Origin of the sequence: Pannus brasiliensis CCIBt3594 (assembly GCF_036688125.1) — a bacterium.
GTDB classification, from domain to species: domain Bacteria; phylum Cyanobacteriota; class Cyanobacteriia; order Cyanobacteriales; family Microcystaceae; genus Pannus; species Pannus brasiliensis.
The window spans coordinates 1-13,145 of the sequence record NZ_JBAFSM010000086.1 but is presented as its reverse complement, the minus strand read 5'-3'; the positions used below and the strand labels follow the sequence as shown (position 1 = coordinate 13,145).

At 48.4% G+C, this 13,145-nt stretch carries 16 protein-coding genes; 9 read left to right on the top strand and 7 right to left on the bottom strand.

The genetic code is table 11. The features are described 5' to 3' along the window. Window positions 1-954 (top strand): DNA adenine methylase (locus tag V0288_RS24200; RefSeq protein WP_332867761.1); only part of this gene is annotated, 954 nt, incomplete at its 5' end. Window positions 955-1,046: 92 nt separating this feature from the next. Here the strand turns inward: V0288_RS24200 and V0288_RS24195 are convergent. Together V0288_RS24195 and V0288_RS24190 are read right to left on the bottom strand one after the other, a co-directional pair. Then, the gene (locus tag V0288_RS24195) at window positions 1,047-1,790 is read right to left on the bottom strand and encodes a hypothetical protein (protein ID WP_332867760.1); all 744 of its coding nucleotides are present in this window, start codon (window positions 1,788-1,790) and stop codon (window positions 1,047-1,049) included. A 222-nt stretch (window positions 1,791-2,012) separates the two neighbouring features. Next, window positions 2,013-3,737 (bottom strand): mechanosensitive ion channel family protein, encoded by a 1,725-nt coding sequence (locus V0288_RS24190; protein ID WP_332867759.1) that lies wholly within the window; start codon window positions 3,735-3,737, stop codon window positions 2,013-2,015. Window positions 3,738-4,029: 292 nt separating this feature from the next. Here V0288_RS24190 and V0288_RS24185 point away from each other — a divergent pair, with 292 nt between their 5' ends. From V0288_RS24185 to V0288_RS24155, 7 genes are all read left to right on the top strand, one after another. After that, the gene (locus tag V0288_RS24185) at window positions 4,030-4,497 is read left to right on the top strand and encodes a DUF29 domain-containing protein (protein ID WP_332867758.1); all 468 of its coding nucleotides are present in this window, start codon (window positions 4,030-4,032) and stop codon (window positions 4,495-4,497) included. Between the two features lie 4 nt (window positions 4,498-4,501). After that, window positions 4,502-5,023, top strand: a complete 522-nt coding sequence (locus tag V0288_RS24180; RefSeq protein ID WP_332867757.1) for a hypothetical protein — start codon at window positions 4,502-4,504, stop codon at window positions 5,021-5,023. A gap of 6 nt (window positions 5,024-5,029) precedes the next feature. After that, window positions 5,030-5,842 (top strand): urease accessory protein UreD, encoded by an 813-nt coding sequence (locus V0288_RS24175; RefSeq protein ID WP_332867756.1) that lies wholly within the window; start codon window positions 5,030-5,032, stop codon window positions 5,840-5,842. 44 nt (window positions 5,843-5,886) lie between these two features. Then, window positions 5,887-6,735 carry an Rpn family recombination-promoting nuclease/putative transposase gene (locus V0288_RS24170; protein ID WP_332867755.1) on the top strand — a complete coding sequence of 283 codons (849 nt, stop codon included), beginning with the start codon at window positions 5,887-5,889 and terminating at the stop codon, window positions 6,733-6,735. Between the two features lie 157 nt (window positions 6,736-6,892). Further along, complete coding sequence (locus tag V0288_RS24165) at window positions 6,893-7,582, top strand: J domain-containing protein (protein WP_332867754.1); 690 nt, start codon at window positions 6,893-6,895, stop codon at window positions 7,580-7,582. Window positions 7,583-7,587: 5 nt separating this feature from the next. Beyond that, a complete protein-coding gene (locus V0288_RS24160; protein WP_332867753.1) occupies window positions 7,588-8,868 on the top strand; it encodes a tetratricopeptide repeat protein in 1,281 nt (426 codons plus the stop codon). A gap of 56 nt (window positions 8,869-8,924) precedes the next feature. Further along, window positions 8,925-9,314 carry a hypothetical protein gene (locus V0288_RS24155; protein WP_332867752.1) on the top strand — a complete coding sequence of 130 codons (390 nt, stop codon included), beginning with the start codon at window positions 8,925-8,927 and terminating at the stop codon, window positions 9,312-9,314. Between the two features lie 93 nt (window positions 9,315-9,407). Here V0288_RS24155 and V0288_RS24150 read toward each other — a convergent pair whose 3' ends face one another. The 3 genes from V0288_RS24150 to V0288_RS24140 form a co-directional block, all read right to left on the bottom strand. Then, window positions 9,408-10,400, bottom strand: a complete 993-nt coding sequence (locus tag V0288_RS24150; RefSeq protein WP_332867751.1) for a 30S ribosomal protein S1 — start codon at window positions 10,398-10,400, stop codon at window positions 9,408-9,410. 260 nt (window positions 10,401-10,660) lie between these two features. After that, window positions 10,661-11,176 (bottom strand): transcriptional regulator NrdR, encoded by a 516-nt coding sequence (nrdR, locus tag V0288_RS24145; RefSeq protein WP_332867750.1) that lies wholly within the window; start codon window positions 11,174-11,176, stop codon window positions 10,661-10,663. Between the two features lie 117 nt (window positions 11,177-11,293). After that, window positions 11,294-11,389: a photosystem II reaction center protein T gene (locus V0288_RS24140; protein ID WP_332867749.1), complete on the bottom strand. Its 96-nt coding sequence runs from the start codon at window positions 11,387-11,389 to the stop codon at window positions 11,294-11,296. 34 nt (window positions 11,390-11,423) lie between these two features. On the opposite strand from V0288_RS24140, the gene V0288_RS24135 reads away from it, so the two are divergent. Further along, window positions 11,424-11,561, top strand: a complete 138-nt coding sequence (locus V0288_RS24135) for a hypothetical protein (protein ID WP_332867748.1) — start codon at window positions 11,424-11,426, stop codon at window positions 11,559-11,561. 71 nt (window positions 11,562-11,632) lie between these two features. Here V0288_RS24135 and rplL read toward each other — a convergent pair whose 3' ends face one another. Next, a complete protein-coding gene (rplL, locus tag V0288_RS24130; RefSeq protein ID WP_332867747.1) occupies window positions 11,633-12,037 on the bottom strand; it encodes a 50S ribosomal protein L7/L12 in 405 nt (134 codons plus the stop codon). Between the two features lie 130 nt (window positions 12,038-12,167). Further along, window positions 12,168-12,728 carry a 50S ribosomal protein L10 gene (rplJ, locus tag V0288_RS24125; protein WP_332867746.1) on the bottom strand — a complete coding sequence of 187 codons (561 nt, stop codon included), beginning with the start codon at window positions 12,726-12,728 and terminating at the stop codon, window positions 12,168-12,170. Window positions 12,729-13,145: the final 417 nt, after the last annotated feature.

Genomic DNA, 13,145 nt, shown 5'->3' with positions numbered 1-13,145 from the left:
TCAGGAGTCAGGAGTCAGGAGTCAGGAGTCAGGAGTCAGGAGTCAGGAGTTAGGAGGAAGAATCTGAAAAAAACAGTTATCGTTCCGCCGATCAAGTGTCAAGGTATCAAAACTAAACTTGTCGGCGAAATTCTGGAATTAGTAAAAAGTGAAAAGTTCGATCGCTGGGTGGAACCTTTCTGCGGTTCGGGCGTTGTCGCGTTTAATCTCCGACCGAAAAAAGCGTTACTGCGCGATTCCAATCAACATATTATTCGGTTTTACAACGAGATAAAGTCCCGTCAGATCACCGCCTCGATCGCGCGGGAGTTTTTAACGGAAAACGGGGAACGGTTGCGGCAGAGAGGAAAGGATTATTACTATGAAGTCCGAGAAAGATTTAATGAGAATCCGAACTCGCTCGATTTTTTGTTTTTAAATCGCTCCTGTTTTAACGGGGTAATGCGGTTTAATAAACGGGGAAAGTTTAACGTTCCCTATTGTAAAAAAGATGAAAGATTCGCCCGAGCGTATGTTACCAAAATTGTCAATCAGATCGGGACGATCGATACAATTATTCACGAGAATGATTGGACGTTTGAAACCGCCGATTTTCGAGATACTTTTTCCCTGATCAAAGAGACCGATATGTTGTACCTCGATCCTCCCTACGCGGGTAGACACGTTGATTATTATAACTCTTGGTCGGAAAAAGACGAGGAAGATTTAATTATAGAACTCAAGAAGTTTACGGGAAAATTTATTTTTTCGACCTGGCAGGGAAATGAATTTAGAACGAATCCTTTTATCGAAAAATACTGGACTTCTCTCGAATTTACCGTTCACACCCGACAACATTTCTATCATGTCGGTTCGACGGAGGATTTACGCCACCCGATGACCGAAGCTCTCGTTACAAATTTTCCCGTGATTCCCTCGATCGAACGTAAACTATCTCTAGAGATTTTATCGTGAGCGGGAGAGAAGATTTTCAATTAGAAATCGATAGAACTCCGGGATCGAGAGTAATAATAACGATGGCGACGAATCCGCCGCCACGGTTCATGTTAGCCCCCGAAAACCACCGCGTCGGGAATTTCGTAACGCTCTTTCCCGATCCGAATAATCGAGAGATCGCTATCTTTAGAAACGCTGAACGCACCGGAATTAGCCTGACTCCTATCGTAACCGATCGCTTTCCCTTTCTCGAAGAAAATCACGCGGCTCCGTCCGTCCGGTTTCTTAACCGTTACCTCGGCGGTTCCATTGCCCTTACGCGTCACACCGAAAGGGCAAGATCTCGTCGGTTGTCCGTTTCCCATCGAACAGGGAATCTCCCCCGTCGCGTGAAAATTGGTTCCCGGAACTTTAGCATCACCGCTCGGATTTCCCGTGATCTCGATCTGTAATTTATAGTTCGCCGTTTCGTTCCGACGCGCCGCGCTCCGCATCAGAAAAACCTGTATTCTATAGTCACCCGTTGTCGGCAGTTTTCCCTCAAATTGATTGTCATTGGTCTCGCCGATGAATAAAGCGGCATCCCTCCCCGGTACTTTTCCCGGTTCAAAAATATTAAAATAATTTCCCCCGTTGTCGGTGTTTAATTGTACCTTCATCGTCTGTCCCGCTCTAGCGTTGATCAAGTAATCAACGCTCCCATCTCCTTTAATTTTACCTTGGAGGGTTGTCCCGGATTGTCCCCGCTGGAATTGAATCCGTTGGCTCCGGACTTCACTCCATGCCGGTATCGATATCAACGCGGGCGCGCCGACTAAACCCGCTAACAATAAAGCCGAAAAAATTTTACGCATTTCTAGGATTCCTCCGCATTTTCTAGAGTTTGTAATCTTGTCTTCTCTCCCTAGAGACGAGCGAATTCAATTTTAGTTTCCGTAATTGTTTCAACTCGCCACCTCTCCTCTCTCGGAAGCGAAGGATGATCGATCGAGAGGAAAAGTTCCTACCCTCTACTTATAGAATAAAGGATAAATAAATACAGTGATTTCATTTTTAAAGAATCTTAAAATCCTGTCTTAGTTCAAACGATCTAGATCGTAATTTTCCGCTAAATACAAACTTTGTTGGGGAATACCGATTTGAATTCCTTTCGCGTCGAAAGCCAGTTTCAGACGACGACGGTACTCTCGATCGACATCCCATTGCCGTAATCGTTGCACCACGATTAAAAGCATGATCTCGATACCGACATTAGAAACTTTACTAACCCCGATAATCTGCGTCGGATCGATAATATCCTTCGTCCATCGCGGATCGATCGCCATCTCTAACGCGGTCGCTTTCATCAACTCGATCGCAACGTCCGGATCGGTTTCATAAGCCACCTCGATGGTAAAATGAACCCGCGACCAATCCCGACTTAAATTGTGAGCGGAAACAATCTGATTATGGGGAATCGTGATCGATCGACCGTCCAGCGCCCGTAATCGCGTCGCGCGCAAACTCATCTCCTCGACGATACCGATAAAGCCCTCGAATTGAATCATATCGCCCACCGCGTACTGGTCTTCCAAAACAATCAGAAAACCGTTCACCCAGTCCTTTAATAAACTCTGGAAAACAAAAGTTAGAACGGCACCCACTAAACCCGCTCCCGTCAGGAACGAGCCGAACGAAAAACCCGTCCAGATCAAAAACCAAGCGATCCCGATACACACGGCAACGGAGACGATAATTCCCCTCCAGATATCTAATAAAGTGGGCGCGCGAAGGACTCTCCTTTGCGAGTTTTCCGAAAAAATCACTCCCTCCTCTACCCATTCTCGCATTCGATAATTGACGTACAGGTTAATCGCGTTAGCGAGTAAGAGTACAACTAACCAGATCGCGAATAGCCGTAAAGGAATCCGGAAAACATCCCGTCCTTCTAGCCTCGTTTCTGGAAAAATATATAAAATAGCGGCTACACCCCCGATCCAGAGTAAAATTACCCCGATCTGAACGAGCCTTTTCCAGAGAATATTCAAGGATAATTTCTGCCGGAGATCCGCTTGTTGGCGAAAAGTTTGAGAACCCTCTAGCGGTTCGGAAATCGCGGGATGCGTGAGGGCGGAGGGCGAGGAAACTTCCGAAGATTGCCGGCTAATCTGTTGTTTCAGTTCATTAAAATTCTTCTTCAAAAATTTGTGGCACCAGTACAGCCACCAACTGAGAAATATCATCCCCGCGAGAACGATCGCGACGGTCAAAAACTGTCTTTGTCTGGCTTCCGGCTGACGCTCCCGCCACGCTTCGATCAATGCCCGACGGATAATCTCGCTCCACTGACGCGCCAGTTCTTCCGGGGAAGACGCGTCGAGAAGGGCATCGATTTCGGTGACGGTGAGAATAACCTGTTGGGGTAAAGTTTTACCGTCAGAAGCGACAATAACCGTCTGATTATTGAGCGTCGCCGTCGTCACGCTCAGGGTGTTCGGATCGAAACCATTATTAAGAATATTTTGAAAGGCTCTTTCCACGCGTCGGGCCCGTCGTTCCACCGGCGATAATCCGCTCGTGTCCGAATCGGCCGAAACGGTATCCTGGGAACCGATCCGGAATAAAGCGACCCCATCCAGATAAACGGGCGTGTACTCGATATCCCCGGCTAACGACATCCTCCCCACGCTTTGCCCCAAAGAATTGAGGGGGTTGGATAGTCGCGGGAGAATCTGGGACGAGGTTCGAGTGGCGATCGAGCTAAAAAAGAGCAAGAAAACGAGACATAACGCGATCCTTTGCCGTATTTTCAGAATTCCCATCGGTTATCCCCGTGAATTGCCATCGCTCTTTTCCCATCAGCATACGACGATCGTTAGCCAACGCGCGAGACTTACCGTTATTTTTCAGTCTTCCGAGACATCCGGCGAAAAATATTCCCCGTTTTGCCTTCTGACTACCAGACTCTCTACATCGGACGAACGGATACACCCGATAGCGATAGGATAAGCCTATCATCTCTCGCCGGGTTACGGAGATAGCGCGCCGGGGTCGATCGAACCGAACCCGCGCCATAATGAAGGAAGTTTCGATCGAGCCATTTTCAAAGATTCCATGCACTTAGAAACCTCGATTTCCAGCCTTTATGAAAAAGATTTTCACGCTTGGACGCGAGAACAGGCGGATTTACTACGCGAGCGGCAGTGGAATCGAATTGACGTGGAAAATCTCATCGAGGAGATCGAATCCTTGGGAAAACAACAACGCCAAGAACTTCGGAATCGCCTAGGTGTCCTGCTCGCCCATTTACTAAAATGGGAGTACCAACCCCGAAAACGTAGCCGTAGTTGGTTGGCGACGATTCGGTTACAGCGTCGCGATATTTTACGATTACTCAAGGCGAATCCTAGCCTTAACTCCTATATCGAGGAAGCGTTATCGGAAGCCTATCACGACGCGAGAGATCTAGCGATGGGAGAAACGAACTTAAGCGATCGCACCTTTCCCGTCGAGCGCCCGTACCCGTGGGAAAATATAATCGCCGAAGATTTTTTTCCCGGTGAACCCGATACCCTATCGTAAAACTATGGTAAACCCGATCGTCTGGCAACAGAACAGCACAAACCCCGCGAACGCCGAGAATTTCGCCTCGATCGGGCAATGGTGGCAAGATTTGAACCTAAAAGAAATTTTCTGGCAACAGCGTTTAATTCCCGATAACGGGACGGTAGACGACATCGACTGGGAACCGCAAGGATTCGACGAGAAATTCCTCGTTCAGATGCCTCAAGTGCGGGGAATCACCCTGTACTGGCATAAATCCACCTTCGCCGACGAACGGAGTATGACCCCGAAACAGCTAGTTCTGGACACGGAGGCGGAGGAATTGTATATTTACCCGCAATCCCAGCCGAAATTGGTCATCCGTCTCGCGAAACCCCATCTCGTCTATCAGAAAATCGAGTGCGAAGATCCCCTGATCGTCGGCAAAATGACGGAAAATAACTATATTCTCCTCGTGCGGGATAGAGAGCAACAGATCGAGGTGAAAATTACCCTCAGTAAAGAAAATTACCGCCAACTGCTCGAAAATATGGTGGGAGAGTGACGCGAGATGTGGCGAGGCAGTGTAGCCTTAGATTACAGTTATCAACAACAACGTACCCGGATCGATCGAGCGTTCGCGGTCGCGCCGTTTAAAGTCCAGCGTCCTTTCTACCCGGAGGGGGATGCGGTCTGTCACACGGTTATCCTACATACCGCGGGGGGCATCGTCGGCGGCGATCTTCTCGATACGCGAATTCACCTGCAACCGTCCAGCAACGCCCTGATTACCACCGCGTCCGCCAGCAAGCTCTATCGCAGTAACGGACAGACGGCGCGACAATCGATCGAGGTAAAAATAGAAGCCGGCGCGAGTTTGGAATGGCTACCCCAGGAATCGATCGTCTTCGATGGCGCGCGGTTCCAACAGGATATGAAAATAGAGTTAGCGCCGGACGCGAGTTGGTTGGGGTGGGAAATTACCCGTTTCGGACGTAGCGCGCGCGGGGAACGGTTTTTATCGGGAGAATGGCGATCGAATCTGGAAATCTGGCGCGAGGGAAAGCCGTTATGGATCGATCGAGCTTTCTTACCTGGGGGGGACGCGATCGAGGGATATGCCGGATTAAACGGGAAAGCGATCGTCGGGACGTTACTCTATATCGGTAAACCCGTTCCCGAAATAATTATCGAGAAAATTCGCGATTTTTCCCCGATCGGGGAGATGGGAGTCACCCGCACCCTAGGAGACGGGATTCTCTGCCGTTATCGGGGCGATTCCACCGCGGAAGTCCGGGGATGGTTCGTCGCCATCTGGCATTTATTACGCGGGGAAATGACCGGACGGGGTTCGATCGTTCCCAGGGTTTGGTTATCGTGGTAGGGGGATAAAGAGCGAGAACCGGGCGATCGCCCTATAATCGATCCATGTACGATAACATCTGCCAATTTCTGGCGGAAAGTTTCAGCGACGATTTCGCCCGGTGGTTACTGGGAGAACCTGTATCCCTGACGCGCCTGAGTCCGAACGAGTTATCCCTAGAACCGCTCCGGGCCGACGCGTTGATTCTTTTAGCCGCCCCGGAAGTGGTACTACACATCGAATTTCAAACCGAACCCCGTCCCGATATTCCCTTTCGCATGGCGGACTATCGCTTACGGGTGTACCGTCGCTACCCCGACCGACGGATGGAACAGGTAGTCATTTACCTCAAACCCAGTCGTTCGGAATTGGTGTACTGGCAGAGTTTTGAAATTCCCGGAACCCGTCACGAATTTCGAGTCATCCGTCTTTGGGAACAACCCGAGGAAGTTTTCTGGCAATCACCGGGATTATTACCTCTAGCGGTTTTAAGCCGGAGCGAGGATCGCGAGAGAACGTTAGGGGAAGTAGCTCGAAGAATCGAGGGAATCGAAAATCGTCGGCAACAGAGTAACGTGGCCGCGTCCACGGCGATTCTAGCGGGATTGCTCTTAGAAAAAGAAGTAATTGAAAGATTGTTGAGGCAAGAACTTATGCGGGAATCCGTGATCTATCAAGAGATTATAGCCGAGGGAAAAGCCCAGGGAAAAGCCGAGGGGAAAGCCGAGGGGAAACGGGAAGAGGGAATCGCTCTCGTGCTACGTCTTCTCGGGAAAAGATTCGGTTCTGTTCCGATCGAGTGGCAAGAGCGAGTTCAAAACTTATCGCTCGATCGATTGGAGGATTTAGGGGAGGCTTTATTAGATTTTACCGCCCGATCGGAGGTAGACGCTTGGTTCGATCGACTCGATTGATTCGCGTTCGATCGATCGAGTCTAGAGCCTAGGTTTCGATTATCGTGGTAGGGGGAGAGCGATCGAGTCTCCCGAATTTTTCCATCAAGTGAAAATTTTTAGCGCGTTCCGGGAATCCTAATCTAGTCACCCTGTAAACTCGGATGAGAACACGAAGATGAGTAGCGGTTTAGTCTCTCGGCGAAGCCCGGAAGACGAGGAATTAGAGAGGAAAAAACTCGAATTATCGGGCTTAGAGACGGAATTAGTTCAGAAAGAGCTAGATCTAACCACTCTAACCGCCGAATTAAATACTTTCGAGCGCGAGTACACGCGGATCATCGGCAGTCGTTACGCCGAGTTAGAGCGTATCGAGGAACAGATTACCGAGTATATGGCTTATCTGGAGACATCGAGAGATTTTCGCCCCTCGGACAGTCTCAAAAAGCTATATCGAGAAGTAGCGAAACGGATTCACCCCGATTTAGTCACCGATGAAGCGGAAAAAGCTCGCCGACAACAGTTAATGGTAGAAGCGAATCAAGCCTACGAATCGGGAGACGAGGAAAAGTTACAAGCCATTTTACAGAATTGGGAAAGTAGCCCGGAATCGGTGCAGGGAGAAGGGATAGCGGCCGAATTAATTCGCGTGATCCGCAAAATCTCCCAATGTCGTCAGCGATTGAGCGAGATAGAGAAGGAAATTCTGTTATTAGAGGAAACGGATCTCTATCAGTTAAGAAATCGCATAATAAGCGCGCGGGAGTTAGGACAGGATCTACTGGCCGATATGGCGCGACATCTAGACGAGCAAATTTCGGAAGCTCAACAAAGGTTAAACGAGTTAAAAGCAAAAATGGAGCTTTAGAAGTCATGAGCGAGAATGATCGAGATATGATTTTGTCAAATAAGCAATCTATCTCTAAATATTCATCAGATATTGTAAAAAAGGGATTAGAATTAGCTAAAAAGCTTGATGTTGTCGATTCCTCGTATTCTCTCAAAATAGATGCTGAAGAATATTATCAAATTGGCTTAGAACATAAGCAAAAAGAAAATTATCAAGATGCGATAGAAAATTTCAGCAAAGCCCTATATCTCGAACCCGATCATTACTTTGCTTATATTGAGCGAGGTGAGATCTATGGAAAAATCGGAGAAAAACGACAGGCTATCGAGGATTATACTCAAGCATTCAACATTCATTCTGGAGATTATTTTGCTCGTTTAGCCAGAGGTAATTTATTTTTAGAGATTGGCGAGTTTAAACGAGCAATATCCGATTATAATTCTGCGATAGAAGTAGATGAATATGAATTTAGAGATGAAGAAATTTATATAAAAAGAGGTTTCGCTTACTCACTTATAGACGAAGAGACAGAAGCTATTTCAAACTTTGCTATAGGAATGACGCTTTCTGATTATTTTTCCGAGGTGGCTTTTGAAGATGTTCGAGAATTATTGAAAAACAATCAACCACCAGATAAAATTCAGCAAATCACTTATCTATTTATGTTGGCGAAAGCTGGTTTTTATTATGTACAAAAAGATTTTGAAGAATCTATTGAAATTTATACGAATATAATACATGAGAATTTCAGGGTTGACGAGGCATATAATAATAGAGGCATTGCCCGTCTAGCACTGGGAGATATTCAGGGAGCTATCGAGGATTATAATCGATCAATAAATATCAACGCAAATAATATTCAACCTTATATTAATCGTGGATCGGCTTACTTAAATTTAGAAAAACTTCAAGAAGCTCTTGTTGATTTTGAGCGTGTTGTAAAACTCGATCCGAATTCCGCCCAAAGCTATTTTAACAGAGGTTTAGTCAAACAGAAGCAACAACGGCTCCAGGAAGCACTAGCCGATTTTGATATAGCATTAAAACAAGATCCTGAGCATATTTACTCGTGGTTCCATAAAGGATGGCTTTATAGTTTTCTGTACGGATACTTTATAGCTCTGGAGTGTTTTGAAAAAGCAAAGAAAATCAACAGAGAAAAAACTCTAGAATATTATTATGAATTTTCGGACTCCATCAAACACAATCTAAAACAGAATCTAACCGACCAGATTCATGATCAATTTGCTTTCGATTTCCTGACAGCTACAATTAAGTGGATCGGTGAATTTTTAAATCAATAAAGTGTTTGGATTTGAGAGGGTTAAAAATGTTAAATATCGTTAAGTAAACTAAATTTATGGATAATTTAGATATTCAAGAAATCATCTCTAAAATCACCTTGACTCTAGACAATCCAAAGTCGGTGAAGTTACAGATCAAGCAGATTAATTTGGCTCAAAAACAGCTTAGAGCCATCAAAAAGGAAATTAACGCCGAGATTCGGAATATTAATCAGCAAGCGAGTCAAGCCTATTCCGATAGTGTATTATCGGTCGGATTAGATCTTTTCGGAAAGCACAAATGGGCTGGACGGATTAGGGCAGAAACTCGCAGAAGTATCGAGAGAGAGAAAAAAGATGCCCGTCAACCGTATTTAGAAATGAAAGACTTTATCGATCGAATTATTCTAGAGGGCGATAAACTCAAGCTGATGGCAGAGGATTATTTACTCAAACATCAAGACTAAAAAAGCCTGTCAAGCTTTTCGATCGACGAAAACCCGATCGAAAAACCCACCCTCGATCGAGAGCGGGTTTCCTAGATAATCGAAACAGCGGATTTACTCTTCCGCGGCCGCGAGCGCGAGTTCTTCCTCCTCCAGCGCGGGGGGAACCTCGATGATTTCCTCGACTACCGCGGCGGGACGACCTTCCGCTTCCGCTAGACGTTTCTCGCGGTACTTCGCCGCCATTTCCTCGGCTTTCTCGAACACTAACGGGCGATTTTTCAGCATATCCCCCGCTTCCGGTTCTAACTGTTTCGTCGAGAGCGAGATACGACCTCTTTCCGCGTCGAGATCGATGATCATCACCTTCAACTCGTCGTTCACGTTGAAGACGCTATGCGGTGTATCGATATGGTCGTGGGAGATTTCCGAAATGTGGAGCAGACCGCTGACACCACCGATATCGATAAACGCGCCGTAGGGTTTGATGCCGCGGACCGAACCGATCACCACCTGTCCCACTTCCAGGCCGTTCATCTTGCGTTCGACCAGGGCGCGGCGATGGCTCAACACCAAACGGTTGCGGTCTTCATCGACTTCCAAAAATTTCAGGGGTAATTCTTGACCGACTAAATCTTCCTTCGCTTCCCGGGTGCTGATGTGAGAACCGGGAATAAAACCCCGCAATCCTTCAATTCTGACCAGCGCGCCGCCCCGGTTGGTCGCGAAAACGCTCGCCCGCACGGTCGCGTCCTCTTGCTGTAGCTGGCGCACGCGTTCCCAGGCGCGCATATACTCGATCCGACGGATAGACAGCGTTAACTGTCCGTCCTCGTTCTCATCGGTGAGGATGAAAAACTCGCGGGTTTCGTTCGCCTGTAAAACCTCGTCGGCATCGTCCACCCGGTTGATCGACATTTCCTGGATGGGAATGAAAGCGGCGGTTTTCGCGCCGATGTCGATTAACGCCCCGCGCGGTTCCATGCTGAAAACCGTCCCGGCGACCACATCCCCAGGACTGAAGTGATAATCGTATTTGTCTAGAAGGGCGGCAAAATCTTCATGGGTAAAGCCAATATTTTTGGGGTTAGCGGTTTTTTGAGTCATGTACGTTGTATTTCCCTAAGAGTTCTCTCCGTAGGTTATTTTCCTCCTGTTAATTTTCAGTTTCTACTTCGCTCGGTAGGATTCTTCGCGGATCGTTTCTAGGCGAACCCTAGAGGGCGAACTGTGGCGCCCCGTTTCCCCGTCGGCGGTTAGCCGGGAGGGGTTTATCGAAAAAAATATAGACGATCGCTCGTTGCCCGTTATCAGATCACGGACTCTTTATTATAACCGATTTTCGAGGATATTTGAGGGAAAGAATTTCAGGGCGAGATGACCGCGCCGGGATCTTCGGAGTACGATCGATCGAGACGGGAACGATCGGATTCCGGGGACTGGAGATCGGCGAGGGTTTCGATAAAGTCGCGAATTCCCTGAAAATTGCCGTAAACCGATGCGAAACGCAAATAAGCCACTTCCGATTCGTGGCGCAGGTACTCTAGCACCAACCGCCCGATCGAGTGACTGGTAACTTCCCGCCGCGGTTCCTGTTGGAGTCGGGATTCGATATCGTCGACGATCTCCTCTAGCCGGTTGTGGGAGATCCCCGTTTTCTCGCAGGCGCGCACGATACCCCGCAGGAGTTTGGATCGATCGAACGATTCCCGTTTCCCGTCTTTTTTCATCACGGTGATGGGAACGAACTCGATACGCTCGTAGGTGGTGAATCGGTGCTTGCATTGCAGGCATTCGCGACGGCGGCGAATGCTCTGGCCGTTTTCGGAGGAACGGGACTCCAAAACCCGGCTATCGGTATTCTGACAGTAGGGACATTGCATAGGCGGTCACGCGGGGAGAGAGAACCTTAAAATGCAAAAGTTGAGCCGAGACCCTTTCTTCTGACGAAAAAAGTGGGCGGCTCGAAAAAAGGATTAACTTGAAAGAAAGTTAACGATTTACTTTTGAATCCGGGGGGGTTCGCGAAAAGCGATCGCGAAGAAAAGTACGGCCAGAGCCATCGTTAACACCAGAATGTAAGCGACACTTTCCATTGGAGATCGTCCTAAAAATTGCGGTTATATCCCCATGATATCAGGAAAGGGGTTTTTCGGCGAAAAGGGTAGAGGGCGGGAGCGGGAGGCAGGAGGCAAGAGGCAGGAGGCAGGAGGCAGGAGGCAGGAGGCAAGAGGTACAAAAGGGGAATTCGACAAGCGGGTATTCTGAATAGCAAAAAATCGGGAGGATTTCGATAAAGCTCCCGATTTAACAATTTTTTAGTATTTAGACGATGAAAACTATTTCACGTCAACTTTAGCGCCGGCTTCTTCGAGTTTCTTCTTGATCCCTTCGGCATCGTCTTTGTTGGTGCCTTCTTTGAGCGCTTTGGGAGCGGCTTCCACGAGGTCTTTGGCTTCTTTGAGTCCGAGGCCGGTGATCTCGCGAACCACTTTCAAGATCGCGATTTTCTTGTCGGCGGGAACTTCGGTGAGGATCACGTCGAATTCGGTTTTCTCCTCGGCGGCTTCGGCGGGAGCGGCGGCACCACCACCGGCGGCGGGAGCGGCGGCCATCACCATACCCCCGACGGGAGCGGCGGCGCTAACCCCGAAGGTTTCCTCGATGCCTTTGACTAATTCGGCGGCTTCGAGCAGGGTGAGGGATTTTAATTGTTCGAGAATGGTATCAACAGCGGCGGACATGATGGAATCTCCTTGAATGGTTAGAAAAATCGGTCAAAAAGGTGATTTTTAGAGATGCGAAGTAGGGTTCGGAGGGTCGAAGTCTCCGGGAATAAACCATTTGACTCCTGACTCCCGGCTCCTTCCGCGATTAGGCGGCTTCTTTGGAGGCGATCGCCTGAACGACGCGACCGAGGGAGGCCGGAACCTCGTTGACCCCTCTGGCGACCGAGGAAGGAACCTCGTTGATCGAGCGGGCCAGTTTGGTGGCGATCGTGTTGATCGCGCCGGCGGCCTGGGCTAGTAAAACCTCTTTCGGCGGTAGGTCGGCGATCGATTTAATCTGGTCTTCCGTCAGGAGTTGACCTTGCATCACGCCACCGCGAAACTCGGTCTTTTTGCTCTCCTTCTTGAATTCTTGGTAAGCTTTGAACGCGCCGCCGATGTCGTCTTTGACGAGTAAAAAGGCGGAGGTTCCCGACAGGAGTTCTGTCATCGGCTTCCATTCTTGATCGTCGCCGATCGCCAAGCGCATCAGGGTGTTTTTCGTCACCTTGCAAATTGTCCCGGTCGGGCGCAATTTCCCGCGTAATGCGCTGATTTCGGCTACGGTCAAGCCTTGGTAGTCGATTACCATCGCTAACTGCGATCCGGCTAGAGAATCTTTCAATTCCTCTAGGATCGCTCCTTTACTTTCTCTGCTTCTCCCCATCCGTGTCTCACCTCCTGCGCTTCGGGGATAGGTTCAACAGGCACAAAAATAACCCCTCGTAGCGCCGGGGTTTGGAGAAGAAGGATTCGCGTTCGATCGGGATGGAAATCTTCAGATTTCCCCCGTTTTCGGAAACTATTCCTCGTTTTCTCGCGTTCACCTCGGCAGGGTATTTAAGCTATCTCGCACCTGCTGTCTTTGGCGTTAGCCAGACTTTTTATCATAACACATTTTTTTGTGATCTACAACTTTTTTCCCGAAAAGCGGTCAGCGGTCAGCATTCAGCTAATCGCTCTTAAATAGTAGCTCAGGCTAAAAAACTCGCCTCTTGATAGCTGATAGCCGGACGCTGATAGCTAAAAGCCTCCTGACTCCTGACTCCTGACTCCTGACTCCTGACTCCTGACTCCTGACTCC

Excerpts from the sequence above, each read along its gene's own strand:
- V0288_RS24150 (WP_332867751.1), bottom strand. The coding sequence starts at position 10,400 with ATGACTCAAAAAACCGCTAACCCCAAAAATATTGGCTTTACCCATGAA.
- V0288_RS24160 (WP_332867753.1), top strand. The coding sequence starts at position 7,588 with ATGAGCGAGAATGATCGAGATATGATTTTGTCAAATAAGCAATCTATC.
- V0288_RS24175 (WP_332867756.1), top strand. The coding sequence starts at position 5,030 with ATGTGGCGAGGCAGTGTAGCCTTAGATTACAGTTATCAACAACAACGT.
- rplL (WP_332867747.1), bottom strand. The coding sequence starts at position 12,037 with ATGTCCGCCGCTGTTGATACCATTCTCGAACAATTAAAATCCCTCACC.
- V0288_RS24180 (WP_332867757.1), top strand. The coding sequence starts at position 4,502 with ATGGTAAACCCGATCGTCTGGCAACAGAACAGCACAAACCCCGCGAAC.
- rplJ (WP_332867746.1), bottom strand. The coding sequence starts at position 12,728 with ATGGGGAGAAGCAGAGAAAGTAAAGGAGCGATCCTAGAGGAATTGAAA.
- V0288_RS24140 (WP_332867749.1), bottom strand. The coding sequence starts at position 11,389 with ATGGAAAGTGTCGCTTACATTCTGGTGTTAACGATGGCTCTGGCCGTA.
- V0288_RS24185 (WP_332867758.1), top strand. The coding sequence starts at position 4,030 with ATGCACTTAGAAACCTCGATTTCCAGCCTTTATGAAAAAGATTTTCAC.
- V0288_RS24170 (WP_332867755.1), top strand. The coding sequence starts at position 5,887 with ATGTACGATAACATCTGCCAATTTCTGGCGGAAAGTTTCAGCGACGAT.
- V0288_RS24165 (WP_332867754.1), top strand. The coding sequence starts at position 6,893 with ATGAGTAGCGGTTTAGTCTCTCGGCGAAGCCCGGAAGACGAGGAATTA.
- V0288_RS24155 (WP_332867752.1), top strand. The coding sequence starts at position 8,925 with ATGGATAATTTAGATATTCAAGAAATCATCTCTAAAATCACCTTGACT.
- V0288_RS24135 (WP_332867748.1), top strand. The coding sequence starts at position 11,424 with ATGATATCAGGAAAGGGGTTTTTCGGCGAAAAGGGTAGAGGGCGGGAG.
- V0288_RS24195 (WP_332867760.1), bottom strand. The coding sequence starts at position 1,790 with ATGCGTAAAATTTTTTCGGCTTTATTGTTAGCGGGTTTAGTCGGCGCG.
- nrdR (WP_332867750.1), bottom strand. The coding sequence starts at position 11,176 with ATGCAATGTCCCTACTGTCAGAATACCGATAGCCGGGTTTTGGAGTCC.
- V0288_RS24190 (WP_332867759.1), bottom strand. The coding sequence starts at position 3,737 with ATGGGAATTCTGAAAATACGGCAAAGGATCGCGTTATGTCTCGTTTTC.